This is a genomic window from Microbulbifer maximicatervae (SeqCode) (assembly GCF_052467815.1).
On record NZ_CP174326.1, the window covers coordinates 4,538,979 to 4,561,799 of the forward strand.

Genomic DNA, 22,821 nt, shown 5'->3' on the forward strand with positions numbered 1-22,821 from the left:
CACCAATATTTATGAGCAGCAGAAAACACAGCTAATCATCCACTACGGTTCTTGTGCTATGTCAATCCACTGACTCTTCAGGACAATCGTTATTTACTTGCTCATCCACTTCTCCTGAGCTTGCTAAAACCACTTTAGAAATTGCAGAAACCACGTCGTCAACGCCCTCATTTACCCCCTTCATTTGATAGCTGATTTCTCCCTGCTGGTTTAGCACAGTAATCATATTAGAATGTGCAATATCTTTTTTATCATTATTCATGGGCTTATAACGCACACCCAGCAATGCAGAAAGCTCAAGCACATCTTCAGGATTACCGTTTAACATCATCCACCGACATTCACTTAAACCCTTATCCTGCATATATTGCTTCAACTGTTGGGGACTATCACGCCCTGGATCAAGAGAAACAAGTAGAAACTGCGTATTCAACTTATCGACATTAGAAATACTCTTCTCAATCTGCCTCAAATTGGCGAGAATAACCGGACAACTGTGCTCACAATAGGTATATACAAAAGATATAACCTGTACTTTGCCTTGCAAATCGGAGATATTGATTGTTCGACTATTTTGATCCAACCAATTGGATGCCACATGATAAACAGAATCGTCAGGAAGCTTCGACTGGGACCAAGCTGAAGCTACAGGCAAGAGTGTTATCAAAAAAATAAAAGTAATCTTTCTACACCACGGGTTATTCCCCCTTGATTTAACAACTTGCCCAATCAACCGATTCAGACTTCGGCCACTCCGGCACAAAAAAATAAATATGGCGGTCCTGCCAAAAATACTTAGCTGACTCATTTCAACCTCCAGAATTAGTACGACTTATTCCCGACATTCTCAATCACACGCAACATCATAAATATTATGATTTGTAGGAACTGAAATTAACCTCGCTTCCAGCCATATCGGAAATACTATGAAGACTACAATTTAATTAACATCTTTCGCACAACGAAATCCAAGAGAGCGCATTGTATATGTAGCTTGATAACTGCTACGTAAGGCATAACGCATAAACGCCGCATAATCGCCGGGATCGACAGAAGAAACTGATCCAGAACCGCAAAATAGTGACTGTTCCAACTGTGAATCTCCTCGAGACTCCCCTGTAACTAACGCAGTATTAAAATCATTGACCAGTTCCCAGACAATCCCATGCATCCCATGTACCCCCCAATAATTCGCAGGAGTATCTTTTACGTTAGGCAACAATTCATTTGCAGGCCTTGAGTACCATTCAAGGATTTGCTGACGGTATTCTGGGTCATCCTGACCATTCACCTTATCGTCACTTGCACGTGCAACATACTCCCACTCATCAAGTGACGGCAGACGCTTACCCAAGGATTTACAATAAGCCCGCGCAGAAAACCAGGAAACATTGGTCACAGGCACATCAGCCAGATCATTCATACTCAAAGAATTCATTTGGCGCAAATAATTCCCATCACTGAACACGGGCTTGATATTTTTTTTACTCCACTTGGGGTTCTTTAGAGTAAATAAATAGTATTGAGAGTTTGTTACCGCATAGCGATCAAGCAAAAAAGGCCCGACAACCAAAGAGTCAGTTACATCTTTAAAAAACGGTCTATAGCTCCCTCCAGCTATATAGACCATTTCACCTTTACTCTTATCATCGAGCGACTGACTTGTAGAAGCACTTTGCGCGGCAAATGGTAGGCACATCAGTAAGAAACAGACTAATAGAGCAGTATTCACCATGCACCTAACAACCATTTTATGAATCTCGCAAAAGTCTTAGTGAGTACGTCTTTCAATAACTTGCTCAGGCAGTATTTCACCGCCATTATTGCCCCAGCTGTTCAACACATAAGTCAAAACATTGGCAATACTTTCATCAGATAGCTGCACAGCAGGCATCACACCATTGTAAGTCTGACCGCTAACCACAATTTCCCCTGAAAGCCCATGAAGTAGGATATCAATTGAGCGGTCGGGTTTTGAAAGTAAATAGTCAGATCCTGCCAGCGGTGGAAAAGCACCGGGAATACCCTGGCCGCTTGACTGGTGACAGGCCATGCAATTTTGTGCATAAGTACGCTCACCAAACAGTATGCGCTCTTCTTTGGTTTTAGCCTTGACAGATACTGCGCTGACATCAGCAATACTCTGAATGCCTCCCCCCTCTGGAAGATAGACACTATCCTTTTGCTTGCCTGAATAAATAGCCAGATCTTCGCTACCATCAATTTTTAACATTCCCAGAGCACCCTTATTGAATGCACGGAATATTGAATGATCAACCAATATGAATGTACCCGGAACATCCACCAGAAACTCTACGATCGCAGAACCCCCGGCTGGAATAAGTGTTGATTGCACATGGTGATTTACCATATCACCGCCCTCAACATAAACCTTATCAAAAATCTCCCCAATTACGTGAAACGAAGAAACCAGATTGGGCCCTCCATTCCCAACAAATATGCGAACAGATTCACCAACCTCGGCACGTATCGAATCATCACCCGCTATTGCTCCTACAGCCCCGTTGAATACAACATAATCGGGTGTTTCAGAAAGCGCTTTTGCCATATCAAAGGGCTGTAGGCCCTCTTCTCCATACTTTCCTTTCGTATAAAATTCACTTTGCATTATGTAATATTCTTTATCGACCGGAGGTAAACCCTCTTTAGGTTCAACAAGAATTAACCCATACATACCATTGGCAATATGCATTCCTACCGGTGCCGTAGCACAATGATAGACATATAAACCTGGATTAAGCGCCTTAAATGAAAAGCGTGAGGAATGACCTGGAGCGGTAAAGGAAGAAGTCGCACCACCCCCCGGACCGGTAACCGCGTGTAAATCAATGTTATGGGGCATCTTACTCGAAGGGTGATTATTCAGATTAAACTCAACGTGATCCCCTTCTCTGATGCGGATAAAACTGCCTGGTACCTGACCTCCAAATGTCCAAAATGTATAATCAACGCCGTCACTCAAGCGTCCGACCTTTTCTATAGTTTCAAGGGTGACAATAACTTTGGCTGGGTGATCTCGAGTAATTGGAGGTGGAACAAGGGGAGCCGCAGTAAGTGTTGCATGCTCTACCGGAAGCTCCACATCCGTTTCCGCTAGAGTTGGCGTCCCCATCCCCCAAGCCATTCCCACTACAACAAGGGCAGCCAATCTTAAACTTCTATACTTTAACACCTTACCTATATTCATTTTATCATCTCCAAACTTCTTGCCCGTAGTATTTTGACTTCCTGATATAGAATTGAATCCTAAAGCCCGAAATCAGCATGAAAGCATCGGCAATTCAGGTAAATACCCATCAATGATGACTTGGTCGAAATTAGCGTAGAAAACCTCCATATTCACGCAAATTAAAAACCTACGAGAGCAAACATCCTGCCAGCAGAACGATGAGTCGTAAGAACATACGTGGAATACATACACTCACAGTGAAAGATCTAACCAATTGCTCCGATCAATCGAAACCATGAAGCACAAAAACCAGTCATTCACACCCATACCGTTACGCCACATCAAAATATCACACGGTAGAATAGGAACTTAGATAAACTAAATCGCACCCCAAAACCATTACGGATCTTTCAATCCGAAGCAATATTGAGATTCCGATACTAATAAAGCGAAAAACGAAGAATGGTAACCATAGGCGAAATATACCCCTGCACTTATAATTTAAAACAAGAGAATCAGGTAAATTTAAGGACGCCGATAAATTAGAGGAGCTGACAACAGCATACTCGCAAGATACACCCCTGCACTTTCGCCAACTCCCGCAAGCACGACCGTGACACAAATACACCAAAAAATATTGATTTACATCAAGCAAAATACCAGCCGCCCGAAAATCCAGCCACTTTTAATTTGACACAGAACAACCAGCAAATAACAACCAGATTTTTTGGGCTAACGGAGACTTATAGCCTTTCATTTGTTGTGGATATAGTTCGAAAAAACAGAAGATAGAAAAACACAAAATACACCCAATTAATTAAACACTATACCTACTCAATAATTAGCCAAGAAGGCACTTAAGGATATGCCCAGGCACAATAAAAAGAAGCAGCTATTAAAAGTTCTGCCAACCTGAAAACAAGTAAAAATACTCAACTTAGCAATAAAACAAATTCGTAAGGCAGAAGTGGGATCAGTGGCACACCATGAGCTACTCACGTGTTATCTTAGACACTAAAAGGAGCATTCTCTGCCAGAGCTAACACCTCTCAACAAGTGCCACCTTGCCTCTTTCATTACTGAGCAGATTACCAATACGCAGCAAATCAGAAACTTGGCAACCTCCATATGGTTGACAGAGTCAACCAATATCAATAAAGTTGACACTATCAACCAGTTAGCATGGCGCCATGAACGATACCGCAATCAATGAATCCCTCCACCAGCTTATTCACGCCTACAAACGGCGTTTGCGAGCTGGTATACAGGAGCAGCAAATTGGCTTGCCGGTGAGCCATATACGGGTACTCAAAGGTGTCTTCAAATTTCCACTGAGTACTGCCCGGTCAATTGCCCAGCGGATGAATTTGGACAAAGCCCAAGTAACACGAGTGCTAAACGACCTGGTGCACTCGGGGCTAATCGAAAAGACCGACAACCCCAATGATCGGCGCAGCCAGTTTTTGACACTGACTACAGACGGAATAAGCACGCTGGAAAAAGTAAGCGAACAAGAAGCTGAAGTGGCCAGGCAAATGACTCGCAACTTGAGTACTGAAGAGCTAGAAAACTTCGCCCGCATTGCCAGCGTTATGGTCGCCAATATGAAAGAGCACTCCACCCCTGACGAAAGGAGCTAAACCCTATGGCCGAGAAAGTTACCAGAGAATTGGTCGTTATTCGCAGGACACAAGTTACTGAAAATATGCTGCGCATCACCCTCGGTGGCGATGATCTAAAAACTCTCGCCCCCAACCAGGAAAGCGCTTATATCAAATTTCTGTTTCCACAAGCTGGAAGCGAGCGCCCGCTATTGCGAAGCTATACCATCAGACACCAGCGTGAAACTGAAATTGATATCGACTTCGCCCTGCATGACCACGAAGGGCCCGCTCTAAGCTGGGCACTTAAAACACAGCCCGGCGATACGATCTTAACCCGCGGCCCCGGCCCCAAAAAAATGACCAATCCCGAGGCAGACTGGTTTTTACTATTGGGAGACATGACTGCACTGCCAGCCATCAGCGTAAACCTTGCGGAGCTACCCAAGGATGCAAAGGGGTACGCATTAATTGAGATATCCAGTGAAGCTGATATTCAGGAGCTGGAACACCCAGAGAACCTGCAAATCCAATGGATTATCAATCCGGCTCCATCTGGCGAGAAACTATTGGAAAAGTTACAGGCACTAACCTGGCTTGATGGACAGGCCTCCGTATGGGCCGCCTGTGAATTCGACAGCATGCGCACCCTACGGCAATTCTTTAAGCAGGAAAGAGTAATCCCCAAAACCCATATTTATATCTCCAGTTACTGGAAAATTGGGCAGTCGGACGAAGGCCACAAACTCGCCAAGCGTATGGACAATGAAAAGATGGAAGGACAGGGATAACTTATAGATAGGCGGGAAGAGAAAGCCTTCTGATTATAGGCTTTCCCTACTCAACAGAAACGGGCCTATCTAACCGATACCAATAAGTAGACAAAAAGCCCCGGGCATCGGGTTTAGAAATCTGCCTGATAATTTCCGGGACACCCGACCTGCAGCGCCATTCGTACATAGAGGCACGGCCAGCCACTACCGCAGGAATGACCCCGGAACTTTGATTATCGTTGCAATATGAAAGCATGGCACTACTCGGCTCCCGACTGGTGTCAGCTTTCTCATCACAGGGGAGATTAACCCCAACAAAGCAGGCATAGACACTTCCATCCATACATCGCCAATAGGTCCCCCTCGCGATCCAATCTTCAGGTGCTTCTGCACCGAGATTGACCGCTTTTCTGATACCATCAACGATTTCCTCTGGCATAGCTTGGCCGGCAAAGCGCTGAACTGGGTTATCATCGTTTACCACCGCCGCACAGTAGTCGAAAGGACTAGTGAGAACGCTTACCTCTCCCACTTTTTTATCTTCAGAGTTGGCGTAATTTATTGCAGCAAAGAAGATTACAAAAGCTAATGCTGTTGCACCCAAGTTTTTCTGCATAAATACTCTCCTTTAATAAAAAACAAACCAACCATCGAGCTGAAAGTTCAATACAACTTAAATATCAGAGGTATCCACTTTAGTTTGATCAAGCCCACCCCAAAAGACCGAACAAAAAATGGTTACGCATAATGTACTTTTTCAAACTGACAGTAAAAAACCATTACCATAAATCAACAAATAAATCCAAAAGCAATACTCGAATAAATTTTAAAAATAAAAAATTGGGACACCTAAAAAAACAATCTAGAAAAAGGCAGAAAAACTGATATATTTCTTAAAAATTCGAACTGGAGACTTCCATTGAGCCAAGATCTGTCACCCTCTGCCAAAGGTGCACCCAACTTAGAATTGCCCCAATGGATTAATTGCCAAGAACGCTTGCCCGAACAGTCCGATGCGACCTCTCGCGGCTACGTCCGAGTCATATGGAAATCCACCAACAGCTCTGATGGTGTTATTACGCGCACCTGGGAAGTTGGCATGGACCACTATGAAAATGCCCACAATTATCTGGGCTGGATGCCTATCTCAATCATTGTCGAATCTACCGAACCCCATTAAAGCGAACAGTTCAGTTCTGACAGGTATGAACTCTTCGACAGCTGCTGATATTGCACAGCACACCAGTAGCAACTACAAACCCTTCACTCTAAAAAGGGGTAACCAGACAGGTCAGCCCCTTCCAAGCCAGATTCCATCCCACTGATTGACCCCACTCGCCACTGAACAGCAAACAACCAGCCCGACTCCTCAAAGTAGAAACGAGCTTTAAACAGCATCCCATTGACTACAATCATACTGCGCCTACCGATACCCAATTGAGAGAATCTGGCTAAGGCTCCACAAGAATCATCCTGCATTTCACTGTTCAATCTTATCGACGCCAAAATGTTAGCAAGCTTGCCATCACCCAATTCTTGCGAAGTGGTCTCAGATACTATGACGAGCGGCCTGACTCTCGGCAGGATACTTGCCTTTTTGATTGCGTTTCTCAGTTCAAATCTCCCATCAATGCAGTGAATAGTGTTCAGCCATGACCCAAATTGTTGAAAACGTCAATGCCAAGCAATCACCCTCTTTCTCCTTAGATAACCTGCTAAAAAGCGACCTCTTTGAGCGTGAAAATAGCTATCTCGATTCTAAGTATTTCGGAATGAAAGGAGAAATTGATCAGCTGTTGATTACTGAAACAGCCAAAGATATGGGAATGCAGGTCGACTACTACTCCAAAGATTTATACAAGATTACATATCAAGGAAAATATGTACTCTTTTGTGGAAACTCTGCACTGGTATCTGAGGCCTATCGTGCTTGCGCTCAACAGAAGCATCTGACGAAAGACTTGCTTGCTAGGAATGGTGTCCCCGTGGCAACAGGTCGGGTCTTTGACGATATCAAAGCTGCAACAGACTATTTCTCAACACTTCGCCACCCTGTGGTCATAAAGCCAGTTACGGGTAGTCATGGCCGGGGTATTACCACGGGGATCACATCGGTCGATGCATTGCAAGATGCTTGGAAAACCGCCAGCGCCAAATCAAATAAAATAAAATAAAATAATCATCGAGCGTCATATCAGTGGCTGCGACTTGAGAGTGAATGTTATCGGGGGATGCACGGTGTCTGCTTGCCTGAGAATTGCTCCCAACGTCATTGGAGATGGAACGCATAATATCAACGAACTAATCTCGGAGAAAAAAAACAATAAAAGTAAACGCAACCCAAAGTATCGTGTGGACTCGGACTACATACTCAGAACAGAACTGCTGGATGTGAATGGTATTTCCCGTGAATATGTGCCTGCTGAAGGAGAACGCATCTGGTTGGCGGGCGTAGCAAATATTTCTGCGGGAGGAGAAAGTATTCAGTTATTGGACAGACTCGACACTGAGGTCATTCAGGTTGCAGAGCGTGCAGCCAGTGCATTTCCTGGGATTTACTATGTTGGAGTGGATATTATTGTCCCTGACGACTCTTCCGAGACAGCCGGCTCTCCCTATGTGATCGAAGTCAATTCAAACTCTGCAACCTCAACACCAGTTTTTCCTGATTTTGGTAAACCGATCGACCTGCCAAGGCTACTTCTGGAATATCTATTCAGTGCCTCTGGGCCAGCCCGCACCATTCAGCACGCTGAGAAAGGCCAGTATTGTCCCGAGCTCCACCCTATACGACTAGCGGCACCATGGAACTATCCTTTCTACACACCAAGATTCCGAAACCGACAAAACGCGCTGATCAGCTTGGCTGCATATAAATACGATTTGAAGCCCTACAACATCAGCACCAGTATCTCTAATATCGTATACGGCGACAAACATGTCTTGTTTCATCAATCGACCCCCGATGTTGTGCCTCAAGTTGCGCGTCGTGTCTGCCTAAACCGTGTATTACGAAACAAGAGGCTAAACGAAGCAGGGATCAATACGAGCTTGACTTCATCCACCCATGATCCTGGTAAAGTGCCTTCTCGGCTCCGAAAATTTCGCGCCCTAACCATTGGCGGACAGGTTGTTGCCGCATTGGAAAGAGGGATAGAGCCAATCCGCAATTATGAAAGTAATAACATTGAGACTCATCAACAGCGCTTCGGAGAATTTTTTCGCGACGTCAGTGAAATATTGCATGCAGATTTCGCATCAATTGCGACCCAATCTGTAGAGGCGCTATTTAATCCACTAATTGCGGGTGTCGACATAGTCGCAGAAGACATTAGTCGGCCATTACCATCTCAGTACTGGATGGTAAGCCAAATCACATGTAGCCCCTCGCTAGATTGGCATTACTTTCCCACTTATGGTGTTGGACGCGATGTCGCCTCGGCATTGCTACTGCAACTCTTTCCTAAATTGGAACAAACCAAAATTCAATTGCAACACTGGAGAATCAGGGTCAAAGGAAAAGTTCAAGGTATTGGATATCGAAAGTGGGTTCAACGTTCAGCATTTAGCAAGGGCATTGTCGGAAAGGTATTGAATAGACCTGACAAAAGCGTAGAGATATGGGCGCAGGGCTCTCATACCGCCCTTGCCGCACTACTTGACCAATGTCCATATGGCCCACATGAAAAGCCAAGCTTCGATATCGATCTGGAACCTCTCCCCATTACCGAATATCAAGGCTTTCGGGTTGATCACTCAAGTTCCGCCGCACATTCTGGAACTTCGTTGAAAGAGTGAAGTTCCAATAACCGTCAGCCACTACTCAATACAATGAAGCTGGCGTATGTATCCGCCACAGACCGACGCTATGTCGCGTAGCCTCGCCGTATTGAGAGCTTTTTGCCCGGGACTCAAATCAACCGGGGAGACCGTCATCACTTAGCTTCTCATAAAATCATCACAAACCTCAACACCCCCTTGCCCCCCCTGCCACCGTGGCAGCAGTAGAAAGCCTGAGCGCCATGTATTTCTTCCATTCCCCACTTTTAGTAACAGCTGTTTCCTGTTTGAAAAACACTCTCAGAAAATGCAATAAATAAATACCCGTCGCTAAAGCGAAGCTGTTTACCTAAGGGTTTCGAAGCTGCTACAGCACTGAGAAAATCTGACAGAAATTCTATCCCACAAGTCAGGATTATTTGATAAACGCGCCGAGGTGGAAACCTATAAAAATCAATCCAACTAGCCCGCGCTATTTAGTAGCTCTAATCGGCCTTATATTGACTAACCACTACCAAAAGGCAGCAACCACCTGTAGCAATCCCCGCACTTTTAGTCGAGGAGGATTTTAAACCACAGCCCTTTGTTTTAAGATCGCTTGAAACAACTGATTAGGAGGTTTTTATCAAGCCGAGTGGCCAGCTCTATTATTTAACTTAGCCTTTTAGTGAATAGAAAAATAATTATCCACAAAGCTTCAATCTCACTTTTTGCAGTAATAGCCGCCATTGGATAGACGACAACCGGCGAATGGAAAACAAATAGGCCAGCACAATAAAAGCCTTTGTTGGAAAATGCTAAGCGCATCTAAAACATATTTTCTTTCAAAAGGCTGCGCATACTTTTTGTCTGAAAACTGTCAACAAAATGTAACCAAAACTCCAACTGGATTATTTATTAGCTTTCAAATGAATTCACTTTAAGCCTTAAAATTTTGACACCCCTGAGTATCAAAAAAACCCTAATCCATAAACCCTAAGGAGGTTTATCATGGAAATGAACTTTAAAGACAGAGGATCCCTCTCAACGTGGCACTTAAATATGGTCACTTTTGATAGAGAGGATAACCTTTGGTGTGTGGGCACTTCGAATAATATCGGAAAGTGGAATTCAAGAACTTTTGGCCTCGTTGACAAAAAAGAGTACAACCAATCCTGGGACTCCAAGATGATTGCATTTGACAAGTCAAATGTCATGTGGAGCGTTGGGACTAAAGGTAATCTTGCCAAGTGGAATACCACCGCTGGAGCCTGGGAGGAACCTGAGATTAAAAAGCCCTGCCCCCTAAAAATGATTGCCTTCGATAACTTTGGAGTAATGTGCTGTGTAGGCGCTGACGGTAATGTAGGTCAATGGAACCCCATTGACAACAAGTGGGATAATCAGGGGGATCTCGGCGGCTGGAAACTGGATTGGATAGCCTTTAGGCCCGGTGACCCAAGAAATGATATCTACTGCGTGGGAACCGAGCACAACCTGGGACTTCACGACCCCAAATTCCCAAATGACACTTTCCATATCGCCTCCAATTTTGAATGTAAAAGCCTCTTTTTCCATGAAATATTTGGATTCTGTGTCGGTACTGAAGGCAATATGGGTGTCTCAATTTAATAGGCAATAACTTTATCTGCTGAATAATATTCATTATTTTCAAGCTATTTCGTTGCCCCACCCAAAAAGTGCTCCTCTGGACCTTTTTGGGTGGGGCGCGGCACTTATCAGGTAAATAGTCCAACAACTAGATACTCTCCTGACCAAACCATTTCCCAGCCAATAAATGGAGCTCTCAGTGGGTTTCAAGGGCTGGACAAGTGGACCTCCCATTTCGCAGTGAAGGGAAGCTGTTCTCGCAAATGACATCGTCCTCCTGAACAACTCACCCTCAGTCTCCATCAGGTAAGCACCACGCCATTGCATCGACCATGCCAGCAAGTACGAATCCCGCTATATATCCAAACACAGCCACAGCCACAGCCACAGCCACAGCGAGATATTTCATCGTTTAATGAGTCAAGTAGTATTCAAGCGGGAAAGCAAATAAAGACGACTAGATGCTATGACGAATTTGATTCTGGGTGATACCCTGCCTTTTTCACCTACAAGCGGATAAATTGTCTAAATTCTCTTGTAGATCGCTGTCACACTACGGAAAGCCGACATGCAAAAATCGCCATGGGTTGAAAACGCCATCGCAAAAGCGGATGCACACTGGCAGGCATCCAAGTCCACCATTGAGGGCAAAGTATTCAGTGATGTACAGGACAACCAGGGCCTTCAGTATGTCGATATCGTGATGGAAGGTGGCGGTATGCTGGGGATCGCCCTGGTGGGATATACCTACATTCTGGAAAAGGCGGGAATTCGGTTTCGCAAAATTGCAGGAACCTCAGCGGGTGCCATCAACGCACTCTTCTTGGCAGCGGCCGGCACACCGAGCACCGGCAAAAGCGAAAAGCTCTTGGGTATCCTCGCCAATGCGGACTTTGCCAGTTTTGAAGATGGCGAGCGCTATGCGCGCAAAACGGTACAGCGCCTGCTCAAGGGCAAAGGCTTGATGAGTAGTTTGGCATTGCACCCCTTCGATTCTATCCGCACCTTGCGGCACCTGCTCAGACATAAGGGGCTAAATCCGGGAGATACCTTTACCCAGTGGTTACAAACGGAGTTGAAACAGCTGGGCATTACCAACACCGCACAGCTCAACCAGAGAATTAACCAGTTCCCACAGCTCCTATACCGTGGCACACCCGATCACCTGATCGGCAGCGGCGAGGTTGCCCTGGTGGCAGCGGATATCACTACCGAGACCCGCGCGGTATTTCCAGCCAAGGCGCCGCTCTACTTCGATAATCCGAGCGCAGTAAACCCCGCGGAGTTCGTACGTGCCTCCATGTCGGTACCCGGCTTCTTTAAGCCCTACACCGTAAAGGGCATCCCCCAATTAAGTGAGTGCAATACTGTCGCCGAGAATTGGCGCAGCATTAAAGGCATCGGTGATCCCAAACGTTTTTTCCGCGCTGGCTTTCCCAAAGATATTGAATTTGTTGACGGCGGCCTTGTCTCCAACTTCCCTTTCGATATCTTCCATAAACCCATCGGCACCCCCAAATTGCCAACCTTTGGGATCAAGTTGGAAGTGGACCTGTACCAGCCAAAATCAGATAAGGTAGGAAGGTTTGCGATGGGGCTGATCAGCACTTGTCGCAATATGCTCGACAACCATGTACGCGCGAGCTTGAACGCGGAATACCATGCGCTGGTAAAAGAAATCCCCATCAACCCCACCGATACCGGAGAAAACCCGCACTGGCTGGATTTTTCCATGCCGGACCACCACTGCGAACACCTGTTCCTATCTGGCGTCAATGCAGCAATTGAGTTTTTGAATCAGGGATTCCACTGGGAGGATTACTTGGTGTTGCGCCAACCGGACTCCTTCTATACCGGGGAAAAGCTGGCTTAAATGCAGGCCCGATGCGATAGTCGCAGCGGGCCCAGCACTCTCATTTAGAAAGAGCGACGACGATAAGAGCGGTAATCTGCACGCCAGAAGTTACGCTCTAGCAAACGCTCTAGATGCTCGCGGCTCACCTTGGGCGCAACGCCATCCAATTGCGCCTGGGCAGCCACTGCCCTGGCAATATGCATGCTCACATCGCGAATATCATTCAGGTGTGGCAATAAGGCGCCTTCACCATCTTTCACCACCGGCGCCTGCTCTGCCAGGGCGTTGGATGCTGCCATCAACATACTGTCAGTCACTTTCGAAGCACCGGAAGCAATCACGCCGAGGCCAATGCCCGGGAATATGTAGACATTGTTACACTGCGCTACCGCATAGTGATGGCCATCGATTTCTACCGCTGCAAAGGGGCTGCCGGTAGCCACCAAAGCTTCGCCCTTGGTCCAGCTGAATATCTCTGTTGGAGTCGCTTCAGCCCTGGATGTGGGGTTTGACAGTGGCATCACCAAAGGACGGCGGTGCCCCTTGTGCAAAGCTTCGATTACTGGCTGCGTAAACAAGCCACCCTGCCCGGAAACACCAATCAGGATGCTGGGCTCAACATTGCCGATCAGCGTCTCAAGATTCCAGCTGGACACTCCATCGTACTTGCTCGGGTCCTGGGCCAAAGCCGCTTGGAAGTCGTGCAGGCCTTTCATATCGGAAGTCACAAGCCCGTAGCGATCGAACATAAAGATCTGTTCACGAGCCTCGGCATCGGATAGACCGGCCTGCACTTTTGCACTGACGATTTGCTCGGCAATACCACACCCGGCTGAGCCGGCACCCACTATCGTCACCTTCTGCGCGGCGAGGGTCTCTTGCCAGGTTTTACAAGCAGCCAGGATAGTACCCAGTGCTACAGACGCCGTGCCCTGAATATCATCATTAAAACAGCACAGGCGGTCGCGATAGCGCTCTAACAACGGCGTGGCATTGGTTTGGGCAAAATCCTCAAACTGAACCAATACCTTGGGCCAGCGACGTTTTACCGCTTCAATAAATTGCTCCAGGAATTCATCGTACTCTTCCTGAGAAATCCGCTCATGGCGCCACCCCATATACATGGGATCATTCAGCAAAGTGCGGTTGTTGGTGCCAACATCCAAGGTGACAGGCAAGGTATAAGCCGGGCTTATGCCGCCACAGGCGGTATACAGGGAGAGCTTACCAATAGGGATACCCATGCCGCCGATACCCTGATCACCTAACCCGAGTATCCGCTCGCCATCGGTCACCACAATGACTTTGACGTTCTCTTTAGTGGCGCTGCGCAGAATATCGTCGATATATTCCCGGTCCGGATAGGAGACAAATAATCCCCGGTGGTTGCGATAAATACTGGAAAACTCTTCACAAGCTGCACCTACAGTTGGGGTGTAGATAATCGGCAGCATCTCTTCCGTATGATGTTCGATCAGATAGAAGAATAACGTCTCGTTGTCGTCCTGGATTCCCCTCAGGTAGATATGTTTTTCCAAGCCAGTCTTACACTGCTGGAATTGGAGGTAAGCGCGCTTGGCCTGCTCCTCAATCGTCTCAACGGTATTCGGCAAAAGACCGACCAAATTAAATTCGAGACGCTCTTCCAAGCTAAATGCGCTGCCTTTATTGAGCAGTGGTATTTCCAGTAGGGAGGGGCCTGCATGGGGGATGTAAAGTGGACGCTTTTCGTTGTTACTCATATGCCTGCTTTTGCCTATCGCCCGAAGCGATGATTATTGCGTAGCCATATTTCAATATGACTGAATTAGCCAACCATGTTCTTGAAGTTGCATAAATGTGCTAACTCAACTGGAGCCGAAGACTATCTATTGTGCCGATAGATAACAAGGCCCCCAGTGTGGCCCAATTCGCGAATACACAGAGTCGCTCAACTATGCTAGCTGTAATTTATCTTCTCTTCGCAACGAATTCTTTTCAGTTAAAAAGCGATCCGACACATTCAAGAAATGGAGCCGCCATCAATGCACAAGAGCAAAGCTGGATTAACCCTGCTCCTCTTTATTCTTGTACTCAGCCTTTATAGTTGCAGTAAAAAGCCCGACGGAGATAAAAATACAAATTCAAACGCCCGACAGACAGAGGGTGCCACTCCAGAAAAACAAAGGCCGCTCACGGCGATGGCACCGGAGATAGAAGCGGAGCTGGAAGCCCAACGGGACAGCGATAAACGCATCGCTCGCAATGTCTATTTTGGCGATACACATGTCCATACTGGCTGGTCGGTAGATGCGGGGTTGGATGGCGCAATTCTTACTCCCGATGACGCCTATCGATTTGCCCTGGGAGAAACTGTTACCTCCAACAGCGGACTGAAAGCCAAGCTCAGCCGCCCTTACGACTGGTTCATGATCACCGATCATTCAGACGGTATGGGAGTTATCAGCGAGATCGTCGATGGCAATCCGGAAATGATGTCCAATGCCACCTTGAAAAAATGGCACGAGGCATTAATTTCAGGCAGCGAAGAAGCGACCAATGAAGCAAAAAGTGAAGTCATCGTGCTTCAATCAGAAGGCAAACTGCCCGAGCAGGTAATGGATCCCAAATGGATGAAATCCGCCTGGGAAAAAACCGTTGAAGCCGCAGAGAAATATTACAAACCCGGAGAGTTTTCTACCTTTATTGCCTTTGAGTGGACAGTTAACGCCGATGGTGGCGACAACCTGCACCGCAATATTATTTTTCGTGATGGCGCAAACCGCACTAAGACCCTGCTTCCCCTGACCACCTTTGATACCGAGAACCCGGTAAAACTCTGGGAGTGGATGAAAGCCTACGAAGACAAAACCGGCGGCCGGGTGCTCGCCATCCCCCACAACGGCAATATGTCTAATGGCCGTATGTTTATCGAGCGTCAGTTTAATGGCTCCGAACTCACTCCGGAGTGGGCACAAATGCGCGCCCGCTATGAACCCCTTTACGAGCTGGTGCAGGTAAAGGGACAAAGTGAGTCCCACCCTGCCCTCTCCCCGGAAGATGAATTTGCCAACTGGGATCTGTGGGATAGAGGCAACCTGATCTTAAAGCCCAAGCCCCCCGGTGCCCTGCAATACGAGTACTGGAGGGAGGCACTCAAGTCTGGCCTACGCCTGGAGGAGAAGCTGGGCACCAACCCTTTCGTGCTAGGCGCAAACGCAGCTACCGACACCCATACCGGGCTTTCGACACCGGACCAGGACAACTTCTTTGGCAAGTTCAAGACCCTGGAACCCAGTAACAAGCAGCGCTGGGCATTTCCCCTGCTCAAGGGGCTTGGTGGAGAGTACTTCGGCTGGGAACAAGCTGCCTCAGGCGTTACGGGAGTCTGGGCCAACGAGAATACGCGGGAGGCAATATGGGATGCGATGTACCGCAAAGAGACTTTCGCCACCACAGGCCCCCGGATCTCAGTTCGCTTCTTTGGAGGCTATGACTATAACGATGGGGATATTCACGGTGATCTGGTCGCCAATGGCTATAAAAAAGGCGTACCAATGGGCGGGAAACTACCTCAAGCCAGTGAGGGACAGGTACCGACATTCCTTATCGCAGCACTGAAAGACCCTGAGGGCGCCAACCTGGACCGCATTCAAATCATCAAGGGCTGGCTGGATAGCAGCGGACTCACCCGGGAGAAGATCTTTAATGTGAAGTGGTCTGGAAGCCGTAAACTGGATACCGAGGGAAAACTACCCCCGGTTGGGACTACTGTGGATATGAAGACGGCGGAATACACCAACTCCATCGGCTCCCCTCAGCTAGTCGCGGTATTCAAAGATCCCGACTTTAACCCCAAGGAAAGAGCCGTCTACTACCTGCGCGCCCTGGAGATACCCACACCCCGATGGACTCTATTTGACAAGGTACGCTTCGGTATTGAAATGGATGAAAAAGTACCCCTTACCCAGCAGGGGCGAGCATTCAGCTCGCCAATTTGGTATTCACCCTAGAGTTAAGGAGCCTCTGAATAACTCCGTGATACCTCTGGCATGCAGAGCGGTTCACAATCAAGGCGCGGCTTCGCAGGAATGTCTAGACCTTTCAAGAAGTCGCAACGCGGAGTGTGAATCGCTCTGCAAGCCCCGAAGGGCGGGCCTTGAAGGCCACAGCTGCTGCGTTGCAGCTCTTGCCAAGGGCTACGGCCATTCGCGGCGAGCTGCGCCTAACATCTGCAGCCTTCAAGACTCGCAGAGGCATTACGGAGTTATTCAGAGGCTCCTTAAATAGCCCGTATATATACGCGATTCAATTACTTAATGGATATGGCTATCTGAACCTCGTTTCCATCCACATACTGCTCAAAATCTGTGGTGAAAGCTCGCTGATGGGGGCAATCCTCCGCAGCAAAATAACTCCAAACCTCGCCCCACAAATCAATTGCGACCTGAGGCATTTCCCCTTTAGCGGAAAACATCAGGTATTTGCCGGGCAGTATTTGAATCGACTTGAAATCCTCAGACATATCCTTCGACAACATATCTGAACATGCATACACATCAAAAAAGCCGGTATGGTCAGATTCGTAGTTGGAGTAAACACCAAATACCTTAGGGTTGCCCCTTAATTTGGGGGCAGCCTCTGCGCCGAACCTATCCCAGAGTGGCGCTATTTTTGCCTTTTCCGGATCGGCCTCATTAGCATTCTTAGTACGGGTATAAAAACCCACCAAATCCAGACTCCCTAATTCTCTAACTTCCATATCGACAGGCCATTTTTCTAATTATTTGCAGGAAGCCGAATACTATAACAACTTCTGTAATACTGGCCAGGCATTCAAAGTCACAAGAAATCACAGACGCTTAATCAAGAGCGTCCATGAATTTCTGTCTCACCTCCGAGGGCGGGCGCCCATACATCGACTTATAAAGCTGGGTAAAATAGGACTGGCTTGAGAACCCACTCTCCAGAGCGATATCAACTAATCGCTTATTTGTAGTCTTCAATTGAAGATCAGCATGCTGTAGCCTGCGCTCATTAATCCAGGACTTGGGCGATTCCGACTTGAATACCCGGCTGAACCTATTCTTAAATGATGTAAGACTCATCCCAATATGCTTGGCATAGTTTGCTACAGACCAAGGTTGAGTTACGTTCTCCTCCATAAACCGGCGAAAACTCTCTGTTGCCGGGTTTACTTGACGAAGCAACTCATTAGCCAAGTAACAACCGCAATCCCCTTTTAGCTTCAAAAGGAGTAGCTCTTCCAATTTTAAGTAATTCAAACTTTCATCATTCAGTTCGCTAAATGCACTCAATGAATCCAAAGTGAAGCGCGTCAGATCACACGCAGGGAGAATAAAGGGATCTCTCTTAGGAGCACTTCCCACATGAGTTGCCAGAACAAGTTTGTTTTTAGCTTTTAGCAGTACACGTGTGTGCCGCTTATAAAACCGGGTCAACATTGCCGAGCTGATACTGACACTGATAATCAGTAAACTTTCCCCCTTAGGGAGGTTGCCAACCATAAAATCGCCAACAGCACCAGTTAACCAGACCTGCCCTGACCCCATACGGAACTCACGAATACCACAATTGATACTAGCTACACCGCCAATCACCATTAAAAGGTTAAACCCAGACAAGAATTCAAGTGATACATTTTGACCAGGTGGGACAGTTACCTTTTGAAACTGAAATAAATCATCTGAATAATGGCACTCAAATAAGACCTTCTGTCTCAAAGGAATGCCCAAGTCCTTTTGGTTTGGGAGAATCATGGGGTTCACCGCTAAGATTACATCAATGTTCCTTTAAGCCTCATCTGAAGTAGCTGAGGCCAAGCTACAATCATCGGTCCGATTACTTTCCCTACAACTTCTAGGAACGATCATTAAGAGGGGATCGGAGCCACTATCTGACTCACCTATTAAAGCCAACAACCGTTGAACTGAGCGTTTGAAGCATCAATTGAATATCTAGAATTGTGATATTTTTTATGGAACTAAAGTGCCATACTGCCTGATGTAATCGACACTAAACTGCCAATATGGGCTAGGGTAGATAGCCGCTACAAATCAAAAGTTCGCGGTACACTGTGCAACCACCAAATTTACCAGGGCATCCCCCAATACATTATGCCTGCCCCCTTTACACTTATTTACACTACCTCCAAAAGGCAAGATAAGGCCCTTCGTGCTAATACTTACATTTGAAATTGTCGCCAGATGAAAACTCTAAGTCTTACAACTTGCCCCCTATAAGAACTGCAAAATAACCAAGCTATTCCCCAATGATTCAACTATTGATCAAGTGCTTTTGAAACTAAGAAACAATTAATTTGTACCAGGTAGGTTTTTTACTTAAAATATGAGAAAATGCTCCAAAAGGTATTCTCCAGCTGCTCCACGGCAGAATTTGCACCATCAGAGTGCTTGGAGCTAGGCAGAATATTTACTGATAAACTGAGAGAAATTTACATAAAGCCTATGCAATCAGAAAATTTCATAGCAATACCTAACCTTTATATATCATTTATAAGCTAGTATTTATTAAGATCTTTTCTGTTAATCTTTGGATTTATCAGTATTTAAATCAATAAACTCTTACGCATTTGAGATTTATGTCAACTAGTTATTCTAAAGAATTAAATCGACTTGCCCAACTTATGTGGGAGCAAGAAGCGGAACTGGAACTCAAGCCCCAAGAAGAGAAAGAAGCCGCACCAGAGAAATCCTCAGTGGACAGTGCCCCCAGTGACGTTTTTTGGGGGAAATGGAAGGGGCGGTATATCGTGCTTATGCGCTATATATCAGGAAGAACAACTTCCAATGTAAAATTGCCCAATATATATGCCGATGAGGCCGCTGCCCGTTCTGCAGCCCTCGATATCATTCGAAAATTCCCAGAAGCCTCGATCCGTTATCTTTCCGCTAAAGAATTGGCCGTTTATCTGTAGCTAAATTTTCGGGGATCATTTGCCAGAAGCTTCTTGTCCGGGTGGCCGCTCGCCAGCACCACCCTCTCTCCAATAGCCTCACTAAGTTACCTATTAGTGCTTTGAAATAAATTGGCGAACTTCCTCTACAAATACCTTAGAAGCAGGCTCTCGCCCGAGAAGCAAGTGGCCATCGCTATTGAGGCCGACAAATCGAGCACCCGGGATTACTGAAGCGATTTCGCAACCCGTATGAACCGGGATACGCTGATCCCCCAGTGAATGGATTACCAAAGTGGGGACAGAAACTTCTTTGAGCCTTTCCCGCACATCAATACTGCCAAAAACTGAGAGAAAGCGAACAGCATTTTCAGGCGAGGTAGTAAGCCGCTGAAATTCGTTAAACCAGGCTAGCTCACCGGCATTAGCACTGGGCATAAATGTCGATGAGAAAATTTGCCGATAAGCGGGATTATCCTGCCCCCACCCCGTCTCTGTCAGGGTCATGACAGCTTCACGCTCTTTAACCGTAGCTTCGCTCGCGCCAATCCGCCAACCCGCGTGATAACCGCCAAACAAAATAAGCTGCCTGACTCGATTGGGGTGCCTAACAGCATACTCAATAGATACTGCTGCTCCCTGAGATATCCCCAGCAGGGTAAAGTTATCGACAGCACAGGCATCAACTACCGTCTCTAGATCAGTGACAAATGACTCAAATGAAATATTATCGACCTCCCAGTCAGAGAGGCCATTCCCACGCTCATCGTAACGGATAAACTGGTGATCTGTAGAAAGCTCCTGAAATAACGGGCTCCAGATGGGAGAATCCCAGTCATGCTCCAAGTGACTCAGCCAATTTGCAGCTTTCACAATAGGAAGCCCTTTTCCCATCTTGGCATAGGCAATACGCACTCCATCACTGGCCGTACAAAATTCAATCTTTTGCTGGGTTAGCAGTTTACGTCCATTAGCCAAATTATCGGCAGCCTCCTGCACTACCTGCTCCCCGAGCTTACAGGGCGACCACGCAATACCTGCTTTGCGGAAACGGTTTGACAGCCTTGAGCGCTCAAGCTCTATTTCACTATCCATCCCCAGTGATGCCATCGCCCGCAGCAACTGCGTCGCAGCATTTGGGTTATAGGGCTCCAACTCTTCCCAGTGGCGAGCCCAAATAAGCTGATCAGGCAAAGGAATACCCGGATGGGAGGCTAGGCGCGACAACACCCTCCCCCGTAGATGGACGATCTCCTGGCGCTCTGACAACAACCATTGCTGGAAAAGTTCCTGATCAGGGAGATCGACACCATCCAGGAAAGGCTCTTGAAGCTTTCGGTAGATATCCTCCAGCTCCGCTGCCAGCAGTTTGGGGGAATCAATAGTTGAAGCAATTTGGACAATGTCGATAGCCACACCCTCCGTGTCCATACTGACACGCTCTCTGTCGGCTAGTAGGCGCTCCTTATCGGAGTCGTTGACTATCGATCGGATTTTGCTCAAAGACCAGCGCAACGATGCGCGCGGATCATCTGGCAACTCCCAAAATATTTCACACAGGCGATCCCGCCGGTGGGGCCTCGCCGCCAACAACAGAAAAGCCAAAAGGGCTCGGGTTATTTTAGAGGGCGGTAGATTGACCGGACTGCCATCACGAGTGACAAGAAAGTCGCCCAACATCTGAACTGAAATACCCATGAATGAATTATTTACCCCTGAAAAATGAGATATCTTCTAGAGAGCCCCTGAATAGCTCCTTGATGCCTTTGACTTTCAGAGCGGACCTCAGTCAAGGTGCGGCTTCGCGGGGCCCAAAAGGAGTCACAGCGCAGAGTGATAGTGCTTTGAAGGCTGCGGCCATTCGCGGCGATGGTGCCCAACACCTACAGCTCCCAAGGTCCGCAGAGATATTACGGAATTATTCAGGGGCTCCCTAGCACCCAAGAAATTTCCTGGCAATTTTCTCAAGGAAACCAAATGGCTGCAAACACCATTCATTACAGTTGTGAACCACTTGAACAATAGGCGCCCCACTTCGCTATAACGGGCCCAACGCTTAACAACTGGGCGGCAAAAATAAGGAGTAAAAGGTACCGCACGGTACAAAGGCGAGACTCGAACTTCAAGATTAGTCAGCAGGGGGAATTGCAGCGGACCGCCTAAAAAGTGGCAGGAATCAAATCCCGTAGAGGGAGGGCGCGAAGCCGCTACTTACCGGCAACCAAAGCGCCCCTCAGCTTTATACGAAAAAGCTTATCAACTTCATCCGTCGCCAAAAGACAGGGGCATTTATCTCGGACTAGCAGCCCAGTTAATCCCGCCCCCAGAGCAAATGGTAACTATTTATACAAACTCAACACCCTTTTACTGAATTAAACCTAACGGTCTTTGTGCATAAAGAAATCAAACCCAATTGTACGCGTTGTTCTATACAGGCGTGATTTCCGATGGTAATGTTCATACCACTTCCGGAACCTATCATAAGTCAGGAATTTAAACTCGCCCTTATTAGGATCAAAATAATAGCTTGTCTTATTGGCACCTGCCTCTATACGAAATGCTGTTGCATGCCCCCAGCCATTCCCGGCAAATCTCATCATGCTGTAAATAGTGCCAGTTTGCTGCTTAAAGATATCTGATTCTTCAAGCGCACCAAAGCTCTCGTCCAACGTAACCGAAACCTTGCGACTTTAGATAATTCTGAGATTCCACAAGCATTTCACGGCTTTTATGAAATCTCCCCTCCTCACCATTTTTAAACTTAAAACGGTATATGGACGCGTAGCGCTGCGCGACCAGAGCGATCTTGGTGGAATCTATACTGTCGCCAGTAGTCAATGCAGCCTTCAAACCACCATGCAATGATTTAGTAATCCAACTCACCGCCAAGGCTTCACAAACACCATCTTTCGAAAAGGCGTGCTTTTTAGTAATACTTGAATACCCACCCTGGCTAAACTTCCAGGTTAAAACCCCGCCCATATTAGAGGCATCTACATCAACAGCTGGAAAAATTGGCATTTTATCATCCTCACATCGCAACCGATATCCGGCTTCCATACCATCTGGCATTTATGCAAATAACACACAAATTATTACTTAAAGAAAAACAAAAA

At 46.8% G+C, this 22,821-nt stretch carries 20 protein-coding genes; 9 read left to right on the forward strand and 11 right to left on the reverse strand.

The features are described from left to right. Positions 1 to 61 precede the first annotated feature (61 nt). The 3 genes from ACJJIW_RS19635 to nirK all read right to left on the reverse strand — a co-directional run bounded on the left by ACJJIW_RS19635 (position 62) and on the right by nirK (position 3,208). Positions 62 to 808 carry an SCO family protein gene (locus ACJJIW_RS19635; protein ID WP_444936143.1) on the reverse strand — a complete coding sequence of 249 codons (747 nt, stop codon included), beginning with the start codon at positions 806 to 808 and terminating at the stop codon, positions 62 to 64. A 132-nt stretch (positions 809 to 940) separates the two neighbouring features. Further along, positions 941 to 1,735 (reverse strand): formylglycine-generating enzyme family protein, encoded by a 795-nt coding sequence (locus ACJJIW_RS19640; RefSeq protein ID WP_444936144.1) that lies wholly within the window; start codon positions 1,733 to 1,735, stop codon positions 941 to 943. Positions 1,736 to 1,771: 36 nt separating this feature from the next. After that, positions 1,772 to 3,208: a copper-containing nitrite reductase gene (nirK, locus tag ACJJIW_RS19645; RefSeq protein ID WP_444936145.1), complete on the reverse strand. Its 1,437-nt coding sequence runs from the start codon at positions 3,206 to 3,208 to the stop codon at positions 1,772 to 1,774. Between the two features lie 1,172 nt (positions 3,209 to 4,380). Between nirK and ACJJIW_RS19650 the strand changes: the two genes are divergently transcribed. Together ACJJIW_RS19650 and ACJJIW_RS19655 are read left to right on the forward strand one after the other, a co-directional pair. Then, positions 4,381 to 4,830, forward strand: coding sequence for a MarR family winged helix-turn-helix transcriptional regulator (locus tag ACJJIW_RS19650; RefSeq protein ID WP_282932358.1), 450 nt, complete (start codon positions 4,381 to 4,383; stop codon positions 4,828 to 4,830). A 5-nt stretch (positions 4,831 to 4,835) separates the two neighbouring features. After that, positions 4,836 to 5,582 (forward strand): siderophore-interacting protein, encoded by a 747-nt coding sequence (locus tag ACJJIW_RS19655; protein WP_444936146.1) that lies wholly within the window; start codon positions 4,836 to 4,838, stop codon positions 5,580 to 5,582. A gap of 46 nt (positions 5,583 to 5,628) precedes the next feature. Here the strand turns inward: ACJJIW_RS19655 and ACJJIW_RS19660 are convergent, their stop codons facing one another. Next, positions 5,629 to 6,180 (reverse strand): hypothetical protein, encoded by a 552-nt coding sequence (locus ACJJIW_RS19660; RefSeq protein ID WP_444936147.1) that lies wholly within the window; start codon positions 6,178 to 6,180, stop codon positions 5,629 to 5,631. A 303-nt stretch (positions 6,181 to 6,483) separates the two neighbouring features. Between ACJJIW_RS19660 and ACJJIW_RS19665 the strand changes: the two genes are divergently transcribed. After that, on the forward strand, positions 6,484 to 6,744 hold the full coding sequence (locus tag ACJJIW_RS19665; RefSeq protein WP_444936148.1) for a hypothetical protein: 261 nt from the start codon (positions 6,484 to 6,486) through the stop codon (positions 6,742 to 6,744). A gap of 83 nt (positions 6,745 to 6,827) precedes the next feature. Here the strand turns inward: ACJJIW_RS19665 and ACJJIW_RS19670 are convergent, their stop codons facing one another. Further along, a complete protein-coding gene (locus ACJJIW_RS19670; RefSeq protein WP_444936149.1) occupies positions 6,828 to 6,980 on the reverse strand; it encodes a hypothetical protein in 153 nt (50 codons plus the stop codon). A 236-nt stretch (positions 6,981 to 7,216) separates the two neighbouring features. On the opposite strand from ACJJIW_RS19670, the gene ACJJIW_RS19675 reads away from it, so the two are divergent. The 4 genes from ACJJIW_RS19675 (at position 7,217) to ACJJIW_RS19690 (ending at position 12,807) form a co-directional block, all read left to right on the forward strand. Next, complete coding sequence (locus ACJJIW_RS19675; protein WP_444936150.1) at positions 7,217 to 7,738, forward strand: hypothetical protein; 522 nt, start codon at positions 7,217 to 7,219, stop codon at positions 7,736 to 7,738. A gap of 64 nt (positions 7,739 to 7,802) precedes the next feature. Then, a complete protein-coding gene (locus ACJJIW_RS19680) occupies positions 7,803 to 9,362 on the forward strand; it encodes an acylphosphatase (protein ID WP_444936151.1) in 1,560 nt (519 codons plus the stop codon). Positions 9,363 to 10,334: 972 nt separating this feature from the next. After that, complete coding sequence (locus ACJJIW_RS19685; protein ID WP_444936152.1) at positions 10,335 to 10,955, forward strand: hypothetical protein; 621 nt, start codon at positions 10,335 to 10,337, stop codon at positions 10,953 to 10,955. A gap of 547 nt (positions 10,956 to 11,502) precedes the next feature. Next, a complete protein-coding gene (locus tag ACJJIW_RS19690; RefSeq protein WP_444893513.1) occupies positions 11,503 to 12,807 on the forward strand; it encodes a patatin-like phospholipase family protein in 1,305 nt (434 codons plus the stop codon). Between the two features lie 44 nt (positions 12,808 to 12,851). On the opposite strand, the gene ACJJIW_RS19695 is transcribed toward ACJJIW_RS19690, so the two are convergent. Continuing rightward, positions 12,852 to 14,531 carry an NAD-dependent malic enzyme gene (locus ACJJIW_RS19695; protein WP_444936153.1) on the reverse strand — a complete coding sequence of 560 codons (1,680 nt, stop codon included), beginning with the start codon at positions 14,529 to 14,531 and terminating at the stop codon, positions 12,852 to 12,854. Between the two features lie 282 nt (positions 14,532 to 14,813). Here ACJJIW_RS19695 and ACJJIW_RS19700 point away from each other — a divergent pair, with 282 nt between their 5' ends. Beyond that, entirely contained in the window at positions 14,814 to 16,781 is a 1,968-nt protein-coding gene (locus ACJJIW_RS19700; RefSeq protein ID WP_444936154.1) for a DUF3604 domain-containing protein, read from the forward strand. Positions 16,782 to 17,080: 299 nt separating this feature from the next. On the opposite strand, the gene ACJJIW_RS19705 is transcribed toward ACJJIW_RS19700, so the two are convergent. Both ACJJIW_RS19705 and ACJJIW_RS19710 read right to left on the reverse strand, forming a co-directional pair. Further along, positions 17,081 to 17,530, reverse strand: coding sequence for a GyrI-like domain-containing protein (locus tag ACJJIW_RS19705; RefSeq protein ID WP_444936155.1), 450 nt, complete (start codon positions 17,528 to 17,530; stop codon positions 17,081 to 17,083). Positions 17,531 to 17,630: 100 nt separating this feature from the next. Then, positions 17,631 to 18,548: a helix-turn-helix transcriptional regulator gene (locus tag ACJJIW_RS19710; protein WP_444937374.1), complete on the reverse strand. Its 918-nt coding sequence runs from the start codon at positions 18,546 to 18,548 to the stop codon at positions 17,631 to 17,633. Positions 18,549 to 19,390: 842 nt separating this feature from the next. On the opposite strand from ACJJIW_RS19710, the gene ACJJIW_RS19715 reads away from it, so the two are divergent. Further along, positions 19,391 to 19,726, forward strand: coding sequence for a hypothetical protein (locus ACJJIW_RS19715; RefSeq protein ID WP_282932341.1), 336 nt, complete (start codon positions 19,391 to 19,393; stop codon positions 19,724 to 19,726). A gap of 93 nt (positions 19,727 to 19,819) precedes the next feature. Here the strand turns inward: ACJJIW_RS19715 and ACJJIW_RS19720 are convergent, their stop codons facing one another. The 3 genes from ACJJIW_RS19720 to ACJJIW_RS19730 form a co-directional block, all read right to left on the reverse strand. Further along, entirely contained in the window at positions 19,820 to 21,403 is a 1,584-nt protein-coding gene (locus ACJJIW_RS19720) for a bifunctional AfsR/SARP family transcriptional regulator/alpha/beta hydrolase (RefSeq protein WP_282932340.1), read from the reverse strand. A 680-nt stretch (positions 21,404 to 22,083) separates the two neighbouring features. Further along, the gene (locus tag ACJJIW_RS19725) at positions 22,084 to 22,374 is read right to left on the reverse strand and encodes a YopT-type cysteine protease domain-containing protein (protein ID WP_282932339.1); all 291 of its coding nucleotides are present in this window, start codon (positions 22,372 to 22,374) and stop codon (positions 22,084 to 22,086) included. After that, positions 22,349 to 22,726, reverse strand: a complete 378-nt coding sequence (locus tag ACJJIW_RS19730) for a hypothetical protein (RefSeq protein ID WP_282932338.1) — start codon at positions 22,724 to 22,726, stop codon at positions 22,349 to 22,351. Before ACJJIW_RS19730 ends, ACJJIW_RS19725 begins: the two co-directional genes overlap by 26 nt. Between the last annotated feature and the right edge of the window lie 95 nt (positions 22,727 to 22,821).